The 24,461-nt window shown below is 38.4% G+C and carries 19 protein-coding genes; 11 read left to right on the top strand and 8 right to left on the bottom strand.

Annotated features, from left to right (window positions below):
• The first annotated feature begins 580 nt into the window (after window positions 1–580).
• The 6 genes from AA0X95_RS26300 to AA0X95_RS26275 are packed head-to-tail and all read left to right on the top strand — an operon-like array spanning window position 581 to window position 4,319.
• The gene (locus AA0X95_RS26300) at window positions 581–1,252 is read left to right on the top strand and encodes a Type 1 glutamine amidotransferase-like domain-containing protein (RefSeq protein ID WP_413303517.1); all 672 of its coding nucleotides are present in this window, start codon (window positions 581–583) and stop codon (window positions 1,250–1,252) included.
• Entirely contained in the window at window positions 1,245–1,880 is a 636-nt protein-coding gene (locus AA0X95_RS26295) for a hypothetical protein (RefSeq protein WP_413303514.1), read from the top strand. Before AA0X95_RS26300 ends, AA0X95_RS26295 begins: the two co-directional genes overlap by 8 nt.
• Before the next feature lie 18 nt (window positions 1,881–1,898).
• Window positions 1,899–2,732: a DUF4362 domain-containing protein gene (locus tag AA0X95_RS26290; RefSeq protein ID WP_413303511.1), complete on the top strand. Its 834-nt coding sequence runs from the start codon at window positions 1,899–1,901 to the stop codon at window positions 2,730–2,732.
• Window positions 2,733–2,754: 22 nt separating this feature from the next.
• Window positions 2,755–3,315, top strand: a complete 561-nt coding sequence (locus tag AA0X95_RS26285; protein WP_413303508.1) for a nucleotidyltransferase family protein — start codon at window positions 2,755–2,757, stop codon at window positions 3,313–3,315.
• Window positions 3,316–3,375: 60 nt separating this feature from the next.
• Window positions 3,376–3,564 (top strand): hypothetical protein, encoded by a 189-nt coding sequence (locus AA0X95_RS26280; RefSeq protein WP_413303505.1) that lies wholly within the window; start codon window positions 3,376–3,378, stop codon window positions 3,562–3,564.
• 56 nt (window positions 3,565–3,620) lie between these two features.
• Window positions 3,621–4,319, top strand: coding sequence for a hypothetical protein (locus AA0X95_RS26275; RefSeq protein WP_413303502.1), 699 nt, complete (start codon window positions 3,621–3,623; stop codon window positions 4,317–4,319).
• A 143-nt stretch (window positions 4,320–4,462) separates the two neighbouring features.
• On the opposite strand, the gene AA0X95_RS26270 is transcribed toward AA0X95_RS26275, so the two are convergent.
• On the bottom strand, window positions 4,463–4,933 hold the full coding sequence (locus AA0X95_RS26270) for a divergent PAP2 family protein (RefSeq protein WP_413303500.1): 471 nt from the start codon (window positions 4,931–4,933) through the stop codon (window positions 4,463–4,465).
• Window positions 4,934–5,090: 157 nt separating this feature from the next.
• Between AA0X95_RS26270 and AA0X95_RS26265 the strand changes: the two genes are divergently transcribed.
• Window positions 5,091–6,743 (top strand): glycerol-3-phosphate dehydrogenase/oxidase, encoded by a 1,653-nt coding sequence (locus AA0X95_RS26265; protein ID WP_413303497.1) that lies wholly within the window; start codon window positions 5,091–5,093, stop codon window positions 6,741–6,743.
• 38 nt (window positions 6,744–6,781) lie between these two features.
• On the opposite strand, the gene AA0X95_RS26260 is transcribed toward AA0X95_RS26265, so the two are convergent.
• The 4 genes from AA0X95_RS26260 to AA0X95_RS26245 form a co-directional block, all read right to left on the bottom strand.
• Window positions 6,782–7,924 carry a glycosyltransferase family 4 protein gene (locus AA0X95_RS26260; protein ID WP_413303495.1) on the bottom strand — a complete coding sequence of 381 codons (1,143 nt, stop codon included), beginning with the start codon at window positions 7,922–7,924 and terminating at the stop codon, window positions 6,782–6,784.
• Between the two features lie 51 nt (window positions 7,925–7,975).
• Complete coding sequence (locus tag AA0X95_RS26255) at window positions 7,976–9,289, bottom strand: UDP-glucose dehydrogenase family protein (protein WP_413303492.1); 1,314 nt, start codon at window positions 9,287–9,289, stop codon at window positions 7,976–7,978.
• A gap of 155 nt (window positions 9,290–9,444) precedes the next feature.
• Window positions 9,445–10,419, bottom strand: a complete 975-nt coding sequence (locus AA0X95_RS26250; RefSeq protein ID WP_413303489.1) for a GGDEF domain-containing protein — start codon at window positions 10,417–10,419, stop codon at window positions 9,445–9,447.
• Window positions 10,420–10,446: 27 nt separating this feature from the next.
• Window positions 10,447–11,181 (bottom strand): EAL domain-containing protein, encoded by a 735-nt coding sequence (locus AA0X95_RS26245; protein ID WP_413303486.1) that lies wholly within the window; start codon window positions 11,179–11,181, stop codon window positions 10,447–10,449.
• Window positions 11,182–11,297: 116 nt separating this feature from the next.
• Here AA0X95_RS26245 and AA0X95_RS26240 point away from each other — a divergent pair, with 116 nt between their 5' ends.
• Window positions 11,298–11,441, top strand: coding sequence for a hypothetical protein (locus tag AA0X95_RS26240; protein ID WP_413303484.1), 144 nt, complete (start codon window positions 11,298–11,300; stop codon window positions 11,439–11,441).
• Window positions 11,442–11,578: 137 nt separating this feature from the next.
• Complete coding sequence (locus AA0X95_RS26235; RefSeq protein ID WP_413303481.1) at window positions 11,579–13,327, top strand: alkaline phosphatase D family protein; 1,749 nt, start codon at window positions 11,579–11,581, stop codon at window positions 13,325–13,327.
• A 72-nt stretch (window positions 13,328–13,399) separates the two neighbouring features.
• On the opposite strand, the gene AA0X95_RS26230 is transcribed toward AA0X95_RS26235, so the two are convergent.
• Window positions 13,400–14,389 carry a metal-dependent hydrolase gene (locus AA0X95_RS26230; protein WP_413303479.1) on the bottom strand — a complete coding sequence of 330 codons (990 nt, stop codon included), beginning with the start codon at window positions 14,387–14,389 and terminating at the stop codon, window positions 13,400–13,402.
• A gap of 50 nt (window positions 14,390–14,439) precedes the next feature.
• Window positions 14,440–15,582, bottom strand: coding sequence for a glycosyltransferase family 4 protein (locus tag AA0X95_RS26225; protein WP_413303476.1), 1,143 nt, complete (start codon window positions 15,580–15,582; stop codon window positions 14,440–14,442).
• 333 nt (window positions 15,583–15,915) lie between these two features.
• On the opposite strand from AA0X95_RS26225, the gene AA0X95_RS26220 reads away from it, so the two are divergent.
• Window positions 15,916–17,223: an alkaline phosphatase gene (locus AA0X95_RS26220; protein WP_413303475.1), complete on the top strand. Its 1,308-nt coding sequence runs from the start codon at window positions 15,916–15,918 to the stop codon at window positions 17,221–17,223.
• 61 nt (window positions 17,224–17,284) lie between these two features.
• On the opposite strand, the gene AA0X95_RS26215 is transcribed toward AA0X95_RS26220, so the two are convergent.
• Complete coding sequence (locus AA0X95_RS26215; protein ID WP_413303473.1) at window positions 17,285–18,412, bottom strand: HupE/UreJ family protein; 1,128 nt, start codon at window positions 18,410–18,412, stop codon at window positions 17,285–17,287.
• A gap of 197 nt (window positions 18,413–18,609) precedes the next feature.
• Here AA0X95_RS26215 and AA0X95_RS26210 point away from each other — a divergent pair, with 197 nt between their 5' ends.
• Window positions 18,610–24,390, top strand: a complete 5,781-nt coding sequence (locus AA0X95_RS26210; protein ID WP_413303471.1) for a lamin tail domain-containing protein — start codon at window positions 18,610–18,612, stop codon at window positions 24,388–24,390.
• The last annotated feature ends 71 nt before the right edge of the window (window positions 24,391–24,461 follow it).

The raw sequence follows: 24,461 nt of genomic DNA, 5'->3' as shown, positions 1-24,461 counted from the left end.
ACAAATAACAAGGAGCAGAGCCATGATTTGTCTTTCATAGCTTGGATGAAGAACAAAAAACAAGGAGCGGAGCCAGGTTCTGTCCTTCATAGCTTGGATGAAGGACAAAAAGCAAGAAGGAGAGCCAGGATTTGTCCTTCATAGCTTGGATGAAGGACAAAAAGCAAGAAGGAGAGCCAGGTTCTGTCCTTCATAGCTTGGATGAAGGACAAAAAGCAAGAAGGAGAGCCAGGATTTGTCCTTCATAGCTTGGATGAAGGACAAAAAGCAAGAAGGAGAGCCAGGATTTGTCCTTCATAGCTTGGATGAAGGACAAAAAGCAAGAAGGAGAGCCAGGTTCTGTCCTTCATAGATTGGATGAAGGACAAAAAGCAAGGTGCAGAGCCGTTTTTTGTCCTTCATAGATTGGATGAAGGACAAAAAGTAAGAGGCAGAGCCGAGTTTTGTCTTTCATAGATTGGATGAAGGACAAAAAGCAAGTGGCGGTGAAGAGTTTTGTCCTTCACTCAGGCAGGGATTCGCCACTCATATGTCGAACTTGAGGTAAAATTGGATAGATTCAGAAAAAGGGGTACTAATTATGCGTAATCTCGTTCTTTTGAGCAATATTCCAGAAGATAACCATCCACAATTAGAAAATAGAATCAAAGTGATGATAGGGGAAGGCTCTTTTAAACTTGGATACATTCCCTCCCGATCAGACCCACAAAGAAAATACTTCAACTATGTTAAGGAATATTTCCAATCCTTAGGGGTTAGCGATATTTTATATTTTGATGCCGATCAAGAATATGATGAAACATTGATAGAAGAACTGAAAACCTGTGATGGCCTCTTTTTATCAGGAGGAAACACCTTCTATTTTTTAAAAAATCTCCAGGAAAGAAACCTGATTCCGACGATCCAAGCCATGGTGGAAAAAGGCAAACTGCTCATAGGCTTGAGTGCCGGAAGTATCATGATGTCGAAAACGATTAAGATTGCAGACTACATAGACGAAAATATTGTTGATTTGCAAACTTTAGATGCGTTGGATCTAATAGACTTTGAGTTCATGCCACATTGGGATGTGCAGCAGCCTCGTCTAGAGGAACTATCAGAGTATTCATTAACCAACCAAAACACTATTTACACTTGTTACGACGGTAATGGCATTGTTATCCAAGGGGATTCTATCGAATTTTTTGGAAAGATAAATGAAATCCGGAATGATAAATTGCTAGAAATGAAAAGGAGTAGAGAAAATGAGTAATTGGGAAAAGGCATTATCAACAATCTGTGAGATCTTTTTTCAAAAAGAAAGATCCATAGAGTGGATTTTGGTTGGATCAGTTGGCTCCGTGCTTCAAGGATGTGAAATAACCCCGGGGGACATTGATATCTATGTAAAAGACCAAGAGAGTGTCCGCCAATTTGCTGAAATGTTACAATCGTATTCCCTCCGCTCTAAAGTTGGTGACAGATATGATGAGAATAGGCTATCCTCCGTTGAAGAGCCAACCTTTACCCAAACCTTCCCGTCCGGTTTTACTTGGACAAAAGGACGTTGGAAAATTGAAGGCGTGGATGTTGAGGTCGTGAACATTTCCAATTCAGCAGGAATTCCCGATTCGCAATCAGGAGACGGCATTTGGGAAGGCGGAAAATACATTTGGGACTTATATAAAAATGTATCATTTGGACCATACACTATCCGCACGGTCCCACTGGAAATACAGTTAGAATCTAACTATAGAAGACAAAGACAAGAAAGAATTGATGCCATCAACAAGGCGATGCAAACCTATGGTTATAATGAAGAACTATTAAAGAAAGCTCTTTCTAGCAAACGCCTTCTACAGTTTTACGCAGCAATGGGAGTAGAGAGTCCTATTTCGTGAAAAGAGGGGTTTTGAAGCATGAGTAACAAAGCCTTTTGGCTGGGATTAACCATATTCATTATTGTCATATTATCAGGTTGCCAAGGAGAAGCCCCTGCTTCTACTAAACATAAACCAACGGCTAATGAAATAGTAGAAACACATGGGAGTCTTGAGCATATTGAAAGGTTGGATCGGTTTGTTAAAAATATGAACAGTGGGAAGAAGGATAAGGTTCGACTCATCCGCTATACAATAGAAGGTGACCCGATTTATTATGATTTAACGTATGATGGCTCCAAATTCACGATTAAAAGAGATACTACAGAAGACAAGTACGGAGGCGGAGAAGTAATTACTTACAGCTGCAAAAGTATTCAAACGCTAGAATCTAATACTAGCACGAAATATATGGTGGAAGAATGTCCTGACTTTGGAGAGGAACTATTGACCATTTCCCATGATGTCGACCAACAGGACACATTTGAATTTGAGTTAAAGTATGGTGTTGGGTTGAAAAATAAAATCAACACTAAAGACCAAGAGTTGATCAAGGACCTGCAAAATGGGGAAGCGGTTGGCGTCAGTGATTTCCAGTTTTCAAAGGATGAAATGAACCAAATCTATAAACTTATGATTCTTTCAAACTATCTTGAGGAAAAAAAGCTATCGACTAAATGCAATATGAAGTCATTTGTTAGTTATGAGCTAAATGTTTGGATAAATGATGCACAGCGACATTTTGCCTGGTCCGAATGCGATAAGAGTAAGGATGGAAAACAAATGTCGGAACTGGTTTCTGATATTAAAGCCATCCTCAAACAAAATCCTGTCTATCAATCGCTCCTAGAGGTTAAAGGATCCAATGAATAACAAAAGGTGGTTCAACTAAAAAATGATAGATGAGCAAGGAGTTATTTCGATTATACAAAGTGATTCATGGATGATGGAAATATTAAAAACAGTGAATTCACTGAATCTACCTGATTGGTGGGTTTGTGCTGGTTTTGTTCGTTCAAAAATATGGGATACCCTTCATGGATTTAGTCAAAGGACACCTATTCCAGATATTGATGTCATTTATTCTATTGATAAGTTAGATGAAAAAAAGCTCGAAGGAAAACTGGTTTCGCTTTTGCCAGACATTCCATGGTCTGTGAAAAATGAAGCTAGAATGCATATTAGAAATAAGATGTCCCCTTACTTTTCTTCTGTGGATGCGATATCGAAATTTCCGGAAACCGCAACCGCTTTGGCTGTTAAATTAGATGAAACGGACAATGTCATCTTAACTGCTCCTTGGGGAATTAGCGATGTGATCCATTTCGGGGTAAGACCAACCCCATTTTTTACTGAGAATAATGAGCGAATGAAAATGTATGATGAACGTGTAGCAAAAAAGAATTGGCAAGCTACATGGGACAGGATAAAAGTTTTTACAATAGAGCTTAGTTAGACCTTGCCTCTATTTTAAAAAGAAGGTAAGCTGTATAAAAAATAGAAAAGAGGGATCAATATGCCATTTGATACGTCAACATTAGGTTTACCGTATTACAGCTTAGATGCTGCAGCAGTCGACAAAAGTCCAAGTGAGTTGGTTATTACCGATAATGATGGAGAAACTTATTACATAGTGACAAGGGATGTATATGAGGACGGTCCGCAACAAGAGGGGTACCAAATCGTCGTAAACGAAGGAGAGTAATGTTACTCTCCTTTTATCGATGCTTCAACGAAAAAATCTGTACAGGAGCTATTGAAATGAAAAAGATACTAGCCTTCATTCTACGAGTTCTAGGATTTATTGCCATCATCCTATTGTCCATCGGAATATTTGTATTAATCGCATTCATGCAGGAAGCGTTGTTTGTACCAAAAGAATACATCATCTGGATATTCAGATCACCTTATTCAGGGTTGATTTTTATCTTTGAGGTTTATCTTTTTGTGGGGTACTTTTACCTTTTTAATAAAGAATTTAGGGACGCTTGGCGATATGGTAAATTTTTTAGGCAGTATAGAAAAATCATTTTGACTGCTGTCGCAGCATTTACTATTGTTTTGCTATATACATTCATAACCCCGGTCACTGTAGTTAAAGCTGATAAAATCGTCAATTATTCCTTTTTAACTCCTCAAGGAAAGGAATATAGCTACAAAGATATTGTGAAAATCCAGACTGGGGTGTATGGGAAGGGGCGCTCTTCAGTGTTCGGACACTCCAAGGGTGACTTCTTTTATATTATTGAACTAAATGACGGGACAAGGATTGATTTAGCTGAGGTGGGCGGGACACCGAAGGATGAGGACGAGAGGTTTATCATTGAAAAGCTTGATATCCGATTAGTGTCCATGAACATTCCTAAAGAAGCTAGTATGAAAAATTTTGAGTACACGAAAAAGAGTTTAGCTAAAATTTATACGGATAAGATACGGAATATATTAGAGAATACAAAATAACTTCTACACGACCGCAACCAATTGGAATCAACAAAAGGGGGGTGCAAGGAAAACTAAGCACCCCCATAAATTAACTTCTGTAAAAGTCCTCAAACAGTAAAACAACTAATTCCGCTGTTTTCAACACACCTCAAAAAAACATCCTAAAAAGGATAAACCAAATAAGTCAAATACCCCACAATAACTCCAGTAATCGCTCCAAAAAACACCTCCGCTGGCTGGTGGCCGAGCAATTCCTTTAGCTTTTCGCGCGATTCTGTTTTCTTTAAACTTGGATGCTTTAAGGTTTCGATAAGAACATTGAAATCAGCCAACAAGGTATTTAACACTTCTGCATGGTAACCTGCATGTCTTCGAACTCCCATCGCATCGTGCATCACAATAAGAGAGACGATCACCGCGATAGCAAATTCATTTGACTGAACCCCTGAAGTAATTCCAATCGCTGTAGTCAAAGAAATAATGGTGGCTGTATGGGAACTAGGCATTCCGCCCGTACTAAACATTAAACTCCATTTTAGTTCTCTTGAGGTTAAAAAGTGTATCGGGATTTTTACGAATTGAGCAATCAACATCCCTAAAAGGGCAGCGCAAATGGGAAAGGATAAGAACATGTGGATCCTCCTGAATTTTGGCTTCTTTTATGCTTATTATTATCTTATCAGAAAAAGAAATCAAAGTAATATGTTGGAGATTTTGGTGTGAGGGATGAATACATTTAAATAGGGTAAATCATAATTAGCTCTTTTTCCTTAAATAGGAGGTATTCCATTGAAATTCTCAAGTTTAAATAGAAATACAGTGTTAGAGGAAATGGCTTCAGCAGCATTTGATGTCCTCGTTATAGGTGGAGGTATTACAGGATGTGGGATTGCACTCGATGCCGTAACTAGAGGGTTAAATACAGCTTTGGTGGAAATGCAGGATTTTGCTGCTGGAACATCCAGCCGTTCAACTAAACTCGTCCATGGCGGATTGCGTTATTTAAAGCAATTTGAGGTAAAAATGGTTGCTGAAGTGGGGAAGGAACGCGCCATTGTATACGAAAATGGCCCGCACGTGACCACTCCAGAGTGGATGCTTTTGCCGATTCACAAAGGTGGAACATTTGGCCGATTTAGTACCTCAATTGGTCTTCGAGTCTACGATTTTTTAGCTGGTGTAAAAAAAGCGGAACGAAGATCAATGCTGTTGCCTGAACAAACTGTTGAAAAAGAGCCCCTTATTAAACGAGATGGTTTAAAGGGCGGTGGGCTATACGTAGAATACCGCACCGATGATGCCCGTTTGACGATTGAAGTGTTGAAGGAGGCGGTGGCTAAAGGTGCGAAGGCAGTCAATTACACAAAAGCAAACGAGCTGCTTTTCCAGGTTGGAAAAGTAGTAGGTGTGCGGGTAATTAATCAGGTAAATGGAAATGCGTATGATATTTATGCAAAGAAAATCATTAACGCCACCGGCCCTTGGGTCGATACCTTTCGTGACAGAGATCATTCCTTGTCTGGGAAAAAACTGAGGCTGACAAAAGGGGTACATTTAGTCATTGATCAGTCCAAGTTTCCTCTGAAACAGGCTGTTTATTTTGATACGCATGATGGCAGAATGGTGTTTGCTATTCCTCGGGATGGAAAAACGTATGTTGGTACTACGGATACATTTTTCGATAAGGAGCCGACTCATCCAAAAATTACATCTGAAGATCGAATCTATCTTATTGAGACTATTCATTACATGTTTCCAACTGTTCAGATTAAGGAAGAGGATATTGAGTCTAGCTGGGCAGGGGTGAGGCCGTTAATTTATGAAGATGGCAAAGATCCTTCTGAAATTTCCCGTAAGGATGAAATCTGGGTATCTGATTCTGGATTAATCACGATTGCTGGTGGAAAGCTGACCGGTTACCGAAAAATGGCGGAAACAGTGGTTGATTTGGTAGCAAAGCAATTGGAAGGGGAATGGGGGATTCGTCTTAGTCCATGCCAAACGAAGCATATGCCAATCTCCGGCGGTGATTTTGGAGGTTCAAATAAGTTCCAAGCTTTTATTGAAAAAAATATAGATGAAGCATATGTGAGAGGATTTACGAAGGAACAGTACTTACAGCTAATACAGCGATATGGCTCCAATATCCATCGAATATTTGATATAGCCACGGATTACGATACCAAAAACAAACAAGGTTTGCCATTGGATGTTTATGTGCAGCTATTTTATAGCATGGATGAGGAAATGACGGTCACACCTGTGGACTTTTTTATCCGTCGGACGAGTGCATTATATTTTAATATTCAATGGGTACAAAAGTGGAAACAAGCTGTAATGGACATGATGGCGGAGTATCTCGAATGGACAGGAGAAGAAAAGGCAAATTACCAGGAAGAACTAGATAGAGAGTTAAATGATGCAGTGAATCCAACCATGTAAAAAGCCTGGCGTCTGCCTGGCTTTTTCAATAAACTTGTTTACGCATATTTCTGCTCGCCGCTAGCATCTATCACATCCGTGTAATGACAAATGAGATTCTTGAAAATCTCATCCCATCTTTGTGTGAGTGCATACATCCTTCCAGCAATGGCCATTTGCTTTCTTAGTGCCGCATTATTTAAGAGCCGTAGAGTAGCAGATGTAAACTCTTCGACATTTCCTGGTGTGCATAAATACCCCGTTTGGCCCGATTTAATGATGTTTTTTACACCGCCAGCATTCGCTCCAATGACGGGAGTCCCACTAGCAAGAGCCTCTAGGACAACATTCCCAAATGTTTCGGTAGGAGAGGGGAAAACAAATAGGTCCGATGCTGAGTAAATCTCGGCTAGGCTTTGTCCATCCAAGTATCCAGTAAAAGTCATGTTATTTGGTGCCTGGGCTTCTAATTCATCGCGTAATGGGCCGTCGCCAATAATTAACCATTGCAGTTTTTCATTTATGGCTCCCGGCATATTTCTTGCTACAGTCAGGAGGGTTTGGATATCCTTTTCCGGAGCTAATCTGCCCACAAAAGTGAGCAGGAACTTCTCTGAAGGACAGTAAAGCTTTTGGACTTTCTCTTGTTCATGATTTGGGTGGAAAAGTTGGCAATCTACACCTCTAGGCCAAAGTTCTAGATTTCTAAAACCCTGTTGCTTAAGTTGCTGGTACGTATCAACTGAGGGAACAAATAGTTTCTGACATGGACTGTGAAACCAATGCATGTATTTCCATAGGATTTTTGTGAGGAAGGAGAGGTTATAGTATTTTAAATACTCATCAAAGTTGGTATGGTACGATCCAACTAATGGTATTTTATATTTTTTTGCTAAATAAACTCCGCATAGCCCAATGGAAAAAGGGGTTGCCACATGGATGACATCAGGAGAAAAGTCTTGTAATTTAGAACTAAGGTCGAAAAGGCTGGGAATAGCCAGCCGACACTCAGGGTACAAGAAAAACGGGAGACTCTTTAGACGATGAATTTGATTGCCGCCATATTGGCTCGTAGAGTTCTCCGGTGCAAAAATTTTATAGGTTAAATTATAGTCATCAAGATAATTGGTGAATCTTTTAAGTGTTCGGGCAACTCCGTTCATGTCTGGAAAAAAGGTGTCTGTGAAAATAGCAATTTTCATACCCATTCCTCCTAGCCGAGTTTTTAACTGACAAACAGGTGAACATCTCTTTCATCCACTTTTGTGAACATTAGCTCTACCAATGGACATATAAGTGACCGGATATTTTTGAATCTCTCGAAGTGGGTAACAATTCCTTCCATCGATAATAATAGGGTCTTCCATGAAGGTATGAAAGATATCTAATGGGACGTGTTTGATATGCTCCCAGTCTGTTGCAATGATTGCCAGCTCGGCTTCATGTAGGGCGAAGCGAATATCATAAGCATATTCAATCGTATCTCCTAGAACTTTCTTTGCATTTGGGATGGCAATAGGATCATAAGCTCTAACGATAGCTCCTTCCTGGATCAGCTCTTTTGCAATCTTAATAGAGGCTGATTCGCGAACATCATCTGTATCAGGTTTAAATGATAACCCGAGCAAGGCCACTTTTTTATTGTGTAACGAACCAATTTTCTGCTTCGCTTTTAAAATAGGAAGAGACTGCTGGTGATTATTTACCTTGATGACAGACTCTAGCAATTCAAATGAATGCTCAACATCACCCGCAAGCTGCACAAGGGCTTTTGTATCCTTCGGAAAACAAGAGCCGCCAAATCCAATCCCTGCCTTAAGAAAATTTGGACCGATCCGTTTATCTTGTCCGATTCCATAAGCTACTTCTTCAATATTGGCGCCTACTTTTTCACAAATGTTTGCAATTTCATTAATAAAGCTAATCTTCGTAGCTAAAAAGGCATTGGAGGCGTACTTAATCATTTCCGCACTCCTTATATCCGTAGTAATTATTGGTATCTTTAATGGCAGGTATATTTGTTCCATAATCGATGCAGCTTCAGGATTGTCGGTGCCAATCACGATACGGTCTCCATGGAAGAAATCAAAGACAGCAGAGCCTTCACGAAGAAACTCAGGAGTTGCGACCACTTCTGCTTTAATATTAGAAGGTATTCTACTGTAGATAATTTCTTTTATTAAGTCATTTGTCCCAACTGGAACTGTGCTTTTTGTGCAGATCAATACATCGTTCTTAATGTAGTGAGCGATGGTGTGGGTAATGACATGAATATATTTCAGGTCCACCGTTCCGTCCTCTTTTTCAGGTGTCCCAACGGCAATATAAATAATTTCTGGATTGGAATAGGCTTGATGTGAATCTGTTGTAAACTGTAATGTCCCGTTTTGAAGGTGCTTTTGTAAAAGGGGCTCAAGCCCAGGCTCATAAATCGGAGAGCGGCCGTTTTGAAGCATTTCGATTTTCTCTTTTTGAATGTCTATGCACGTTACATAATGTCCTAATTCAGCTAAACAAGCGCAAGTAACGAGCCCTACATATCCTGCTCCAGCAACGGTAATCTTCATCCAATCCCTCCAATAAGTTAGTTTACTCTATTGTATTAGGGAATTGAAAAGCCTTTCTTAACCTGGTGTTAAAAGAGTGTAAAGAGTATGTATAGTTTTATAATGGATAGCTGAATATTGATTGCGCACGCAAAAGAACGCTTTCACATTCATTACTAAGAAACAAATTCTCGGTCGTAATCCTCCAAAGATAAAAAAACACTATATTTTATCTCTTTACATTTTTTCTTTACATTAGCAGCCTCCTTGCTCAATTGTTCAACGGTTTGAAATGTAACTGATTTATTGGAGACTACAGCAATAGAGACACTGATCAAGGGTGAATGTTCGAGCTTTCCCATTCTGCTGATTGCTTCGACATATCCTCTCATTAATTCTTTCTCGTTATAAAATCTCCGTGACATTTGATCAAAACGTGAAATGATTGATTGGCAAATTTCTTTATAGTTAAAATCGTGAATAACTGCAATAAAATCGTCACCGCCAATATGGCCAACAAATGAGGATGAGCCTGTATAGGAACGAACAGTTTCAACAATGATATTGGCTGTCTCCCGAATCACTTCATCGCCCTTTCTAAATCCGTATGAATCATTAAATACTTTAAAAGAGTCGATATCAATATATAAAACACTGAATTTTTCAATTAATAAAGCTTCCTGTAATGTCTCATTTATGACGGTGTTTCCTGGAAGTCCAGTAAGCGGATTGGAATTACGAGCAATGTTTACTTGTACCTCAGTCAATTTGATTAATAAATTCTTTATACTTACAGTACCACGTATACGGCCTTGTGACGTAACAATTACATAATCATATAGATGTTCAAGGCTGCGGTTCATTGCACGTGCACTCACATCAGTAATTGGAACGGAAGAATCCACCATTAGTGACTCTTTGTTCATGACTAAATCAATTGTACGATTCATAAAAAGATTAAAACCATACTTGGTGGACAGTGCTTGATAGAAATGTGTTTTCATTACCAGCCCAATCGGCCGGTCATTTAAGCAAACAACAATCCCTTCTAATGATGGGCTTTCCTTGAAAGTTTTATAGACCTCCTCACACTTTGTAGAGGGCGTTACTTTTAGACATGTATCAGCAATATCTCCGATCGTTAGCTGCATAAAGCCGCCTCCATATCATGAATTAATTTACAAATAAAGGCCGGGTCTTCCTAAATGATATCCTTGACCAAAATGAACACCTGCTTGCTTTGCAATGAGTAGCTGTGACTCCGTTTCAATTCCTTCAAGTGTAACGAGAGTTCCCGCTTCTCTGAAATATGAGGTAATCCATTCTAAAAAAAGTTGTTTCTTTTCAGATCTCTCCAAATCGATACAGAAGTACTGATCGAGTTTTACCATATCCGGTTCAAGCTCAAGCGCCACTCTTAGTGAGGATTGTCCTTTCCCCAGATCATCAAGGGCAATTCTAAAACCTAAATCTTTTAAGTACTGCACCCTTTGTAGAAGTTTTACTAAATCCTGTACAGTCTCGGTTTCATTCAATTCAAAAAAAATTTGATTGGGTGAAATATTTACTTTTTTCATTAGGTCTTCAATTAACCAAAGAAAAGATGGTTCCAATACAGTAGAGGGGAAAATATTAACTGTTAGATGCATGTTCAAATTTTTCGATAGTTCATATTTATGAAAAGATAAAATACTTTTTATAACTGAAGCCATATCCAGGTTGAATAATTTTTTTTGTTTTTCAGCCATTGCAAAAAGAATAAGAGGGTTATTATTCTTTTCACCTCTTATCAAACTTTCATATCCATAAAGGGTATGAGCATTTAGAGAAAATATAGGCTGAAATACATGGGAAAAATTAAGAGATTCTGATAACTCAAAGGTGGGGATTTGTAATGCCAAAGTTGTTTTCATGATAACTCCCATCCTGATTTATAGTTTTAGACTCACACTACTATTTTACTATGTAAGTATTAATAGTTTGTAAAGACAGTGTTAAAAAATGTCGAGATATTTAGGGGATTGAATAGTTGGTTGATTATGTTTATGTAATTGTCAGTATAGTTAAAGCATTGTTGAATTTTTATGAAGAAATAATAAAGAAAAATAGGTCACTGGTAGTGTTGCATGCTATGGAAACTGAAGAGAAACCACAAAAATCCAAGGTAACATGATATTTATTAAGTCTAATTACCTGATTAGGAGCATCCTAAAAAGCTTTTGCTTTACAGTTCTTTACATTAAATTAATAATTCCCCTTTATAATGAACGTTGTATTAATCATGTAATTCTAAGAGGGGATGGAACACGTATGAATGATATACCTTTAAATGAATGGATGAAGAAATTTAATACAGACAGACTGCAAACGAATATTGACCGCCGTAGCTTTTTACAAGGGGCCAGTAAAATAGCTGGTATTTCACTTGGATTGGCCCTTGCCCAGTCCATGGTAGGGTTTGAGGTTAAAGCGGACCCGAGTTTTAGTGAATATCCGTTTACCCTTGGTGTTGCTTCCGGCGACCCACTTTCAGACGGTGTCGTGTTATGGACAAGGCTGGCGCCAGATCACTTAAACGGTGGGGGGATGCCTCCACACAGTGTACCAGTAAAATGGGAGATGGCGATAGATCCATATTTTCGTAATATTGTTCAGCGAGGAACAGAATTAGCCAGCCCTGAACTTGGTCATTCTATCCATGTAGAGGTTAGCGGTTTAAAGTCAAACCAGGTATACTTTTACCGTTTTCACTGTGGAAATGAAACAAGTCCAACTGGAAAAACGAAAACACTTCCGAGTGCGGGAGTAAGTGTTTCAAATCTTACATTTGCTTTTGCTTCCTGTCAGCAATATGAACACGGTTACTTTACGGCATATCAGCACCTAGCTAAAGAAGAGCTTGATCTTGTCTTCCACCTTGGGGATTACATATATGAATACGGACCTAATGAATATATAGCATCAACTGGAAATGTTCGTACCCACATCTGCCCAGAAATTAAAACGCTTGAAGATTACCGAAACCGATATGCCCAATACCGTTCCGATGAACATTTAAAATCGGCCCACGCGGCTTTTCCATGGATTGTTACATGGGATGACCATGAGGTGGAAAATAATTATGCCAATGTCATTCCAGAAAAAGAGCAGTCCGTTGAGGAATTTGTATTGCGAAGAGCAGCAGCGTATCAAGCCTATTATGAGCATATGCCCCTTCGGAAGACGTCACTGCCGCAGGGGGCAGATATGAAAATCTATCGCCATTTTGAATACGGTAATCTAGCTTCCTTCTTCGTGTTAGATACACGTCAGTACCGTGATGATCAAGCAAACGGAGATATCAGCTCACCGCAGACAGCAGAATCGCTTGATCCGAAACGTACCTTGATGGGAATTGAACAAGAACAGTGGTTGCTTAACTTGCTTGATAACTCAAACTCGGAATGGAACGTGCTTGCTCAGCAGATTTTCTTTGCACAGCGAAATTATGGTACAGCGGCTTCACCAAAATTCAGCATGGATGCATGGGATGGGTATCCTGTAGCACGCCAGCGTGTACTGGATTATGCAAAAGAGAGTCGGATGAATAATATGATTGTCTTAACAGGAGATGTTCATGCCAGCTGGACTTCAAACTTACTTGAAGATTTTAATGACCTCAATTCAAGAATTTTTGGAGCAGAATTCGTTGGTACTTCCATCACTTCAGGTGGGAATGGGGCAAATAAGCGGGCGGATACCGACAAAATATTAGGCTTAAATCCACATATTAAATTCTTTAATGATTACCGTGGCTATGTTCGCTGCCGTGTTACACCAGAGCGCTGGCAGGCAGATTATCGTGTCGTTCCATATGTATCAGTACCAGGAGCTGATATTTCAACTAAAGCAACCTTTGTTTTTGAAAAGGATGAGCAGGGACTCAAACAGGTATCTGTCACGCAGGTTCCCATGGGTGTCGAGCTTTCTGCTGAGGTTGAAGAGGATCGTAATCGCGCTCATAGACGTGCGCATGAAAAACAATTAAAGAAAAAAGGAACTAAAGTTCTTCATCCGTAACATAAAATTAGTTGGGGTGTCCACCACTCGAAGACGGATGTCCACGAGTGGTGCCTGACACCCATATTGGTTTTAAAAAGAAGTATGCGTGTTCTTTAAGTTTCTTAGCACTTTTTTGTATTGTTTTAATGAGTGTATTTTGCCCACATAACTCTTCTTGGTTTTGAAATCTGAAGAAATAAAAAGAATAGCCCCACATGGAAAAAATTTATTCGTGCGAAAGCGGATGTCCTTCCAATAGATGAAATAACCGCTTTTGCACACATTAACAAATGGATACGCAAAATGAGTACCAGCAAGAAAATTTGAAACCGATGGGTCATTAATACTGTTTTTAACCAATTCCGGAAAGTCAATTTTTTTGGAAAGGGTGTGTTCAATAGACAGGCGATCTTCAGAATAAACTCCAAATAAGAAATCTTCGTTTGTCTCGATGACAATATCCCATTTAAACAATGCCAAACGTGGGATTAGTTTTATCCGAACGCTATTCTGAAAGTGGTACTGTAGGTGTCTTTTCGTTAAAACTGAAGAAACTGATCTAATAGCAAGGTAAATAAGCAAGAAAAGATAAATGGTAAGAAAGGTTACTCCGGAATGAAAAAGTGGAAATAAACTAAAGCCTAGAATATGAAGCAACAAAATATACGGATCAATTAAAGGAATTGCATCAAAGGAAATCCATTTTCGAGAAAAAGGCAGTAAGATTTGTGTTCCGTGTACATTGAATAGATCCAAAAAGACATGTGCAAACACAGCTAAAAAGGTCCATAAAAATAAATGATGAAAATTTACTCCAGGGAAGAATAGAAAAATCATGCCAGAAACAACGATACTCCATGTTGGAAGAGCGGGAAATGAATGAGACATACCACGGTGATTTCGTATATAGCTGCCCTTCCCTCTAAATCTATAAATATAATCGAAATCAGGCGCATTTGAACCAATAACAGTACCTAAAATAATTGCTTGAGATAGCGCATGATTATCTGAGACTGCAGGGTCTATTTGAGCAAGAGCACCTAACCCTAGGCCAATGACAATATGTGAAAAAGTATCCAATCGATCACTCCTTAAACCAGTTGATGGATTGTCGTAAAATGAAAAAGTTATCAAGCATATTTTTGTACCTTCGGTTCCTTAATTACGTCAGAATAATGCCAAAGTAATTTTGAGAAGGTGTGATCCCAGCTTTGTGTTAAAGCATAGTTCCTAGCTTCAATCCCAAATTGATTGCGTAAACTATCATTTTCTAATAGCTTAATTATGGCATTTACAAACTCTGTAACATTACCTGTTTCACAAAAATACCCTGTAACTCCTGCTTGGATAATATTCTTTACGCCTCCGGAATTGGCGGTAATAGCGGGTGTCCCACTTGCAAGTGCTTCAATGACAACATTTCCAAATGTTTCAGTAGGAGACGGAAAAACAAAGACGTCTGATGCGGAATAGATTTCAGCTAATTTTTCTCCTGTTAAATACCCTGTGAAGGTCATGTTCTCAGGAGCTTGATTTTGAAGTTCTTCCCTCAGTGGACCGTCTCCTATGAGGACCCATTGAACGTTCTTATTGATATCAGCTGGAAGTGATTTCGCAACAGCAAGGAGTGTTTTTACATCTTTTTCTGGTGCAAGCCTGCCTACATAGGTAAGGAGGTATTTTTTAGGAATATTCCATTGTTGATAAATAGTCGTTTTATCGTAATATGGATGAAAAAGCTCGCAGTCCACTCCGCCTGGCCAAATTTCTAAATGATTAAAACCATGACTCTTAAGTTGAGTTAACGTTTCGGTAGAAGGGACAAATAATTTTTTAAAAGGTTTATGGAACCAATTCATGTATTTCCAAAGGATTTTTGAAAAAAATTGAAGGTCATAAAATTTCAAATAATAATCAAAGTCTGTGTGATAGGAGCCAACTATTGGAATGTTTAATTTTTTGCCAAGATAAACACCGCAAAGTCCCATGTTAAAAGGAGTTGCGACGTGGATGATATCCGGAGAGAAATGTTCTAATTCTGACTTGATGCGAAAAAGATTGGGGAAGGCCAAACGACACTCAGGATATAAGAAAAAAGAGCAGCTTTTAAAACGATGAATATTGGAAGAAATATATTCGTTTGAATGAGAATCAGGTGCAAACACTTTATAAGAAATGTTTTGCTTATCCAAATAGTTAGTAAAATGCTTAAGCGTTCGTGCCACACCATTGATGTCTGGATGGAAGGTATCGGTAAAAATAGCGATTCTCATAGCATTCTCCCCCTTAGTATTAAAGAAACACCATAATAGGTATACTCTAAACCCTCAACCGTCACCCTCATCCAATCCCTCCTTAATATTTTTGTTCTTTTTATTGTATAAGAGAATGAAGGTAATTCTTCTTGAGATACCGTTAATTATTTGTAAAGATTCTGTATATTAAAAAAATAATATCATCGTTAAGAATTTTTAGATTTTTTGTAAAACTATTGTGCAGCCTAATTTTTTCCCTTTCTTTTATGTTATAAATGAAATGTAATTAGTACCCTCGTGCGTTTCGTAAGGATGAAATGCTTAGCCATTAAAAGAAAGGTGTTGTTAACTTTGTTACATTCCACCATTCAGCAAAATGATTACAGCAGTTTGATTGCACTTAATCCCATTCTGAATTATAACAGTACGAAAAAAGTAAAAAATGTGATTTTACTAATTGGGGATGGGATGGGTTTTTCATATACCACTGGTCTTCGTTATTTCAACCATGAATCCCAAAAGGGCTTAATGAAGCCAACTATTTTTGATCGATACTTTGTCGGATCCCAATCAACCTATTCCCTAGATACACAATGTAATATTACCGACTCAGCCGCTGCAGGAACGGCGTTATCGACTGGTTATAAAACCTATAACGGCGCACTTGGTCTAAACATCGATAAACAAACCGTTCCAACCGTGTTAGAATATGCTAAATTTCGTGGCAAATCTACTGGGCTGGTAGGAACTAGCCAAATCAATCATGCAACATTGGCAGCATTTGCTGCACATGTTGAATCTAGAGATCAATATGACCAAATTGCCGATGATTATTTGGATGAACGAATAGAAGGAAAACAAAAAATAGATGTGATGCTCGGGGGAGGAACTTCTTATTTCCATCGAAAGGATCGAAATTTAATAGAAGAGTTTGTTTTGCATCAATTTGGTTATGTGACAAACTTACAAGAGCTTACTACAAATAAAAATGAACGACTGCTAGGTTTATTCGCTCCTATTGAACTGCCGAAAATGATTGATCGCGATCCAAATGTTCCATCATTGTCTCAAATGACGAAAGCTGCCTTGGAGCGCCTTAAGCAAAATCCAAATGGTTTTTTTCTTTTGGTAGAAGGAAGTCAAATAGACTGGGCCGGTCATGACAATGATATTGTAGGGGCAATGAGTGAGGTGAAGGACTTTGAAGCAACATTTAGAACGGCCGTTCATTTCGCATTAAATCGAGACGATACGATTGTAATTGCCACAGCCGATCACTCAACCGGTGGGATGAGTATCGATCGTAACGGTAACTATAAATGGAATCCAAGTGTAATTAAGTCGATTACCGCTACACCCTTTGTTATTGCTACACGATTGCATGAAACCAAAGATATAACAACGTTAATGGATTATATCCACTTTACTCTTAACGATGATGACTTGAAAACGATACAATCTACGTTAGAAATGGGAGTAGAAGATACACGTCAAACGCTCATCGACATCATCAATCACTATTCCAGTACTGGCTGGACAACCAAAGGACATACCGGCGAGGATGTACCTATTTATGCATATGGACTAAACAGACATCTGTTTAGTGGAAGAATAGAGAATAGTGATATTGCCAAAATTCTTTTTGAAATCATCGATTAAATAAACAAGAAAACCTCATTTCCGATTTAACCGGAAATGAGGTTTTTTAATTATACAACGGTTATAATACGCGGTCCATAAACCAGTACAAACCAATGACACTTATAATACTAGAAAGACTGTATACAACTTTCATTTGCCAGCGAATTTTTTGAAGATACCAGATGAAAGGTAACATAATCATCAGAACAACAATTTGTCCTATTTCAACACCAAGGTTGAAGGAAAATAGTGGGAGGAAAATATTGGTTTCTAATTTCCCGATTAACAATTCAGCAAAGCCAAAACCATGAATGAGTCCAAACAAAAAGGTAATCACCCAGCGCCATTTAAAATTTTTAGAAAAGATATTTTCCACTGCTACATAAACGATACTAAGAGCGATTAAAGGTTCGATAATGCTGCTTGGGATAAGTAAGGTCCCGGTTGCAGCTAGGGCTAAGGTGATACAGTGCCCGACAGTAAATGCCGTTAATGTCTTCAAATAATCACGGTATGTTCCCCTTGTAAGGAGAAGACCGAAGATAAAGAGCATATGATCAATACCTGACCAAATATGTTTCATTCCCATTACAACATAATCCCAAAAACCTAGCATTTTATCTTTTGACTTGCCTTCTTCCAAATATTTGTTACCTGAGTAAAATTTTTTCAATTTAGCATTTCCTTGAAAAATATTCTTATTCTTCGTAAAAATCTTTTCCACTACTTGATCGCCGATATGAACGGTAAGAAAATTTTGGTGGTTTATATCGATGTTCTTCGTATAAAAGATTGAGTACGCAATCTCATACTCTTCAACGGGTTCTTCAAAAACATACTCTAGTTCGATACGAAACATGGGTAAATTGGCTCGTGTAGTTGGTTTTATATCTTTCATGATGACTTGGCCCTTGAATCCATTATTTATCACAGAGAGATTTTGGAAAATATATTGCTCAATTACTTGTTTTGACTGTTGGATTTCATCTTCATTCATATAGCCATCTTGATCTTTATCTAAATCTAGTAATCCCCCAAGAAGATCTGCAAGCAAAAATAAATCATATGTAACCTTATTGCCTTCTATGGTTACTTCAGAATACCCAACTGAACCTGAATGTGCATTAGCCGTATGAGGTTGAATAATGGAAACAATCATGAATACTAACAAGCATGTTATGAACAAACGTTTACTTTTAAAAAACATAGCGCAGATCCCCTTTTTTAATAATCCAATACGTCTTATTTTATTGAACAATCGTTAAAGGACTATAAAGTTAATGTAAAAAAATATAAATTTTTAATTTACAAAATATACGAAAAATTTATATTGTTTTTAAAACCACTTAACAATGTCTAGGTAGAATGGAGGTGTTATCGAATAAAAGGGAAAAGAGGTACCACATGAGTAGGAGAAAAGTTTTAAAAAAAGCACGGTCGCTAGGTGTGTTAGTATGCATGTTTTCCATCATACTATCAAATTTAAGCTTTGCAGCGCCGTCCCATAGGACTTATGCAGAAGAAATAACAGTTGAAGATCCTTCAATTGACAAAAGTCAAAGTGAGTTGATTGAAACAGATCAAACATCAAAAAGCGAAAATATGCCTGTAAGCCAAGAAACGCCAGTTGATCAAGCGCCACAATCAAATGAGACGTCAACAGATTCCACACAACCTGACGCAAACAAAATCAACGTACAACCTAGTTCGGAAAACGAGAAAACATCAACAACTACAGTTGAAAATCAATCAACGGGCAAAGAGGCTGCTCAGCCAATTACTTTATCTGAAGAGGATTTCAATAGTTATCCTCACCTTTTAATTACCGAATTATCTCCTAATTCAAAGGGAACGGGGACAGACTATTATGAGTTTATTGAACTCTATAATAATAGTAATCAACCCGTTTCATTGGCTAATTATTCTTTTGTTTACAAATATACTGACACGGGTGTAGAAAAGCCGTTCCAAGTGCCTGATGTTACCATCGCACCGCAACAAACGATTGTTTATTGGTTTAATAATGGCGGCAAAACATTAGTAGATTTTAATTCCAATTATGGTCTTAACTTAACCGCTAACCAGGTAGTGGAGTTTAAAGATGTATTCCCTGGTTTTGCAAATGGTGGTAACCGTGCCCTCGTTATTAAAAATCAGGCAGGAACGGAAATCATCTCTGCTAGTTTTTTAGGTACAGAAAATGATAACAATGGCGCAGGGATTGAATACAAATATCCATTAACAGGGACGGAGATGGAAAAATATCGAGTTTTGGCCGCTCCAACACCAGGGTCGATTGAGACTGCCCAAGTTCCTGAAAAACCCGTTACTGTTGACGTTGTTCCAGAAGATACGACAGCCCCTGTGATTAACCATACACCTGTAACAGAAAGCAGTGCTTTTTCACCAGTAACCATTGAAGCAACCATTACCGATAACAAAGCTGTTCAAAAAGCGACCGTTTATTATATGAATGAGGGCGATGCTCAGTTTACATCCCTAGAGATGAATCCTAGCTCAGCGGATGCAGCAAAGTATACGGTTGAACTTCCAGGTACAAATGTAAAAGCAAATATTACATATTATATTGAAGCATCGGATGGTACAAATAGTACTAAAACTGAAGAATATACGATTATTGTAAAAGTGAAGGAGGATACATATAGCGATATTCCGCTACTAATCACGGAGCTATCACCAAATTCAAAAGGTGGGGGAACGGATTACTACGAGTTTATTGAACTCTACAACAATACCAATCAACCGCTTTCTCTAGACAAGTATTCTTTTATTTACCGTTATACGGATGGAAGTAAAGCAGATTTACCATTTCAAGTACCAAATACAACAATAGAGACACAGAAGTCAGTAGTCTTATGGTTTAATAATGGTGACAAGACATTAGCAGATTTTAATAGCAACTATGGTCTGAATTTAACGAGCGATCAAGTGATGGAATTTAAGGATGTATTCCCTGGGTTTGCGAACTCTGGAAACCGCGCACTTGTTATCACTGATATGGCGAGTAAAGAGATTGTTTCTGCCAACTATCTTGGCACGGACAACGATAACACTGGTAATGGGATTGAATATAAGTTTCCTGCCTCTGGTACCGTAATGGATAAGTTTCGAGCTTTAGCAGCACCAACACCAGGTACAACAGACCCTGTTCAGGTTCCGACAAAACCAGTGAATCTTGATGAGCAGCCAAAGGATGAAGAAGCACCAGTGATTAGCCATACACCTGTCACAGAAAGCGATGCTTTTACTACAGTGAAAGTAGAAGCAACGGTAACAGATGATCTGGCAATACCCTTTGTTACTCTATACTATAAAAAAGAGGGCGATGAAAGCTATACGTCGTTAGCTATGAATGCAAAGGAAGATAATCCTTCTAAGTATTCTGTAGAAATTCCGGGTGCAAATGTGGAATCTGATCTTACGTACTATATCGAGGCTTCTGATGGTACAAATAGTTCAAAAACGGATGAAGTAATCATTAAAGTGAAGAAATCAACCGTTGATTTCAACAAAATTCCAGCCTTCCTAGTGACAGAAGTAGTACCTGATTCTACTAATGTGGGTTCGGCAGATGGATATGAATTTATTGAAGTCTATAACAATACAGATAAGGATGTAAACTTCAAAGATTACAAACTTCAATACAGATACGGGACGGATCCTACAACGGACGTTATTTGGCCTTCCGTACCAGATGATGTGGTGATTCCTTCAAAGAAAACGCTCGTATTTTGGATTATTAATGATCAAAATACGAATAAAACAGTGGCTGATTTCAATGCCAACTACGGCTCAAGCCTAGTGGAAAACAAAGACATTGTTAAAATTTACAGTGCGGGAATGGCCAATTCATCAACTAGGGGATTAGTAGTAGCAACCAATACAAAAAAAGAATTAGCAGTCTCTTACTACTATGATGAAGCCAATGTAGATGATACTCAGCCAAATAAAGGAATCGTCTACAAATATCCGCTTGATGGATCAACTAAACTAACAAAAATGGGTGTAAAGGACGCTACACCAGGAACAATCGAATCTTCTCAAGTACCTGTTCAACCAGTTCATTTGCAGGACGACGCTACTAAACCTGTCATTGAAAACATGACAGGTGTTACAGAAGTGGATCAAAAAGATAACATTAATATCGTGGCTGATGCTTCAGATGATGTAGGCGTCAAATCAGTTGCCTTATTCTACCGCACGAATACGCAATCTGAATTCACTAAGGCACTTTTATCGGAAGATTTTAATGATACGATGTATCACTATACGATTTACTCTCCTGAAATTATTGGAAAGACATATGTGGAATATTACTTTGTGGCTTCAGATGGTGTAAACGAAGTAACAAGTGATACGTACAAAATCACCATTAATAGTGAATATGACGACTCTGATTTGCGATTAAATGTGAAGAATGGCGATATTCTTTCAAAAGAAAAAATTCTCAAAGGTACATCAAAGGTAGATTCACCTGATAAGCTGAAATTATTTATTGATGGATCTGAACAGAAGGAAAACACGTACCAGTCAGCAGAACATGAGGCCTATTTTGCTTTTGAAGTAAGCGGAGTAAACACCTTCTTCCAAAATGGAGTCACTATGGGAGATGATATCCTTCGTATCTTTGATGACACTATCAATAATTGGGATACAATTACGGTACCGATTGATGCCGATCGACTCAATCTTGGTGAAAATGTGATTACGGTCCGGGCTGGAAATAAGGCTTCACCATTCCAATTAGAGGAATCAGAAGAAAACCGTGATGACTTTAATATTCGTAATGCTAGATTAGTATTGTCGGATGGAACGATTTTAAGAGATCCAGCGAAAAGCGATCCAAATAAAACCTACGATATGGGTGATGATGGCACCTATCGTCCATTTGAAGATTTCACGTTCACGTTAACACAAGGGAATGCTCCTTCCATCACATACAAATGGGATACAAGAAAGGTTTCTGATGGAGAGCATGTGATCAAGGTTCAAGATATGGATGAAGAGGTAAGTGCTTCAGTATTAGTTGACAATACAGCACCCGTTATCACAACAAACCTTGAAGAAGGAAAGGAATACAAAGGGGCATTTAAAATCACTGCGGAGGCAACGGATGAAATCGCTGGTGTTCAGACTCTTCAAGTCAAGTTAGATGAGAATGATATCACTGTTCCATACGATACAACTTCATCAAAGCTGACACCTGGTGAGCATACTCTTTTTATCGCGGCATTTGATAAAGTTGGTAACAAGGAAGAGAAAATGATTCATTTCACTGTTCCAAATGAAAATCCTAATAAACCTGAGCTTGTTTCACCAGCGGATGGGACACAGGAAGCCGTAAATGGGGATCCAACCTTAAAGGTAAAAGTTACGGATCCTACTAATGATGATTTGAACGTTACATTCTTTAAAGGTTTCCAATATGATGCCAGCAAAACAAATAATGTAAAAGCATTTAAGAATGCAGCCGATACGGAACCGCCAAAAACAATGGTTCCTGAGGGTGAACAATCCTTTAGTAGTGAAGATATCTCGCTTGTCTCGAAAGCGGATCAGCAATACCTAGTCACGGATTCCAACACTCAGTTTCCATATCAACGTTTTGAAGTAATAGTTGATGATACTGTCGATGAAACCGATTTAGTGGAATTGGATTGGAAAGGAAAGTCTTTACCGGGCAGAAAAGTGTCCATGTATGCTTGGAACCATAATAAAAATGACTGGTCGATGATTCAATATACGATTGCAGGTCAGGATGACTTTGAATTAAGAGGAAATGTAGCAGTTCGTGATTTTGTAAAAGATCACAAAATTAATGTCATGATTCAGGATGAAATTCCAACTTCTCCAGATCAATATGATTATACGTTTGTGTGGATGTCTGATACTCAATACTATGCGGAAAGCTATCCATGGATTTATGATCGAATGACGAAATGGATTGCTGAAAAGCAGGATGAGATGAAAATAAAATATGTATTCCATACGGGAGATATCGTGGATGAGGCTGACCAGGAATACCAATGGCAGGATGCCGATACCTTCATGAAAGTGTTGGATGATAATCATATTCCATATGGTGTCTTAGCAGGAAACCATGACGTCGATCATAAGACGAGTGATTATACCCATTTTTATCAGTGGTTTGGTGAGGACCGATTCAAGGATAAGCCATACTATGGCGGTTCCTATAAAAACAACCGAGGTCACTATGACTTAATCTCGGCCAATGGAAATGACTATATTATGTTATACATGGGCTGGGGAGTTCAAGATGAGGATATTCAATGGATGAGTGATGTATTAAAGCAGTTTCCACATCGAAAAGCAATACTGAACTTTCATGAATATCTCCTTGTTTCCGGAAACCGCAGTCCATTAGCGAATAGAATTTATAGTCAGCTTGTTGAACCAAATAAAAATGTGATTGCCGTACTTAGTGGTCATTATCACGATTCAGAGACACTTATAGATCCAATTGATGATAATGGGGACGGTGTACCTGACCGCCAAGTCTACCAGATGCTTGGAGATTATCAAGGTGGACCTGAAGGCGGACAAGGATATATGAAGATGCTTCATTTTGATCAAAAGAATAATAAAATTATTATCAATACCTATTCACCTTATTTGGATGATTATAATTACTATGATCCAAGTGAATTTCCTGACAAGGATGAGCGGGACATAAATGTGGACTTGCAGCCGCAGCAAAAACGGGTTGCTACCGATTACTTTACGGTAAATATTTATACGGATTCCGAAATTGGAAAGGCTGAAAATGTTCCAAGTGGATCAATCGCTCAAGCTGACTGGAAAGGTTTGGCGGAGAATCAGCCCTACTCTTGGTATGCTGTTGCTGAGGATGACTATACTGGAAAAGCTGTCTCAGATATTTGGTCATTCACTAAAGGAACAGATGAGAATCCTGATCCTTCAGATCCTTCAGATCCAGATGATGGTCATGGAAGCGATCAGAGTGGACAGGGGAATAGCGGAGAAGGAACCGATTCGAATCATAAATCAGAAACAAATAGCAGTCATTTACCAAAGACTTCAACTAATACTTATAATTTATTGTTAATTGGTGCTTTACTCATTACCTTTGGAGCCATTGCTTGGTTTGTAAGAAGAAGATTTGTTGGAAATCAGAATGTATAAACTGACATTCTGATTGAGACAAGTTGAGAGGGGAAGCGTGTGATCAATAATAAAAACGGCAGCCATAAGCT

This window comes from Neobacillus phoenicis, assembly GCF_047302305.1.
Lineage (GTDB): Bacteria > Bacillota > Bacilli > Bacillales > Cytobacillaceae > Neobacillus.
Note: the sequence above shows the minus strand (reverse complement) of the source record. Positions and strands in the feature narration are given on the sequence as shown.

What these genes read in the sequence shown, in the direction of transcription:
- AA0X95_RS26255 (WP_413303492.1), bottom strand. Translation starts at nt 9,289, where the DNA reads ATGAAGATTACCGTTGCTGGAGCAGGATATGTAGGGCTCGTTACTTGC.
- AA0X95_RS26280 (WP_413303505.1), top strand. Translation starts at nt 3,376, where the DNA reads ATGCCATTTGATACGTCAACATTAGGTTTACCGTATTACAGCTTAGAT.
- AA0X95_RS26295 (WP_413303514.1), top strand. Translation starts at nt 1,245, where the DNA reads ATGAGTAATTGGGAAAAGGCATTATCAACAATCTGTGAGATCTTTTTT.
- AA0X95_RS26260 (WP_413303495.1), bottom strand. Translation starts at nt 7,924, where the DNA reads ATGAAAATTGCTATTTTCACAGACACCTTTTTTCCAGACATGAACGGA.
- AA0X95_RS26245 (WP_413303486.1), bottom strand. Translation starts at nt 11,181, where the DNA reads ATGAAAACAACTTTGGCATTACAAATCCCCACCTTTGAGTTATCAGAA.
- AA0X95_RS26275 (WP_413303502.1), top strand. Translation starts at nt 3,621, where the DNA reads ATGAAAAAGATACTAGCCTTCATTCTACGAGTTCTAGGATTTATTGCC.
- AA0X95_RS26300 (WP_413303517.1), top strand. Translation starts at nt 581, where the DNA reads ATGCGTAATCTCGTTCTTTTGAGCAATATTCCAGAAGATAACCATCCA.
- AA0X95_RS26210 (WP_413303471.1), top strand. Translation starts at nt 18,610, where the DNA reads ATGAGTAGGAGAAAAGTTTTAAAAAAAGCACGGTCGCTAGGTGTGTTA.
- AA0X95_RS26250 (WP_413303489.1), bottom strand. Translation starts at nt 10,419, where the DNA reads ATGCAGCTAACGATCGGAGATATTGCTGATACATGTCTAAAAGTAACG.
- AA0X95_RS26285 (WP_413303508.1), top strand. Translation starts at nt 2,755, where the DNA reads ATGATAGATGAGCAAGGAGTTATTTCGATTATACAAAGTGATTCATGG.
- AA0X95_RS26270 (WP_413303500.1), bottom strand. Translation starts at nt 4,933, where the DNA reads ATGTTCTTATCCTTTCCCATTTGCGCTGCCCTTTTAGGGATGTTGATT.
- AA0X95_RS26225 (WP_413303476.1), bottom strand. Translation starts at nt 15,582, where the DNA reads ATGAGAATCGCTATTTTTACCGATACCTTCCATCCAGACATCAATGGT.
- AA0X95_RS26290 (WP_413303511.1), top strand. Translation starts at nt 1,899, where the DNA reads ATGAGTAACAAAGCCTTTTGGCTGGGATTAACCATATTCATTATTGTC.
- AA0X95_RS26215 (WP_413303473.1), bottom strand. Translation starts at nt 18,412, where the DNA reads ATGTTTTTTAAAAGTAAACGTTTGTTCATAACATGCTTGTTAGTATTC.
- AA0X95_RS26235 (WP_413303481.1), top strand. Translation starts at nt 11,579, where the DNA reads ATGAATGATATACCTTTAAATGAATGGATGAAGAAATTTAATACAGAC.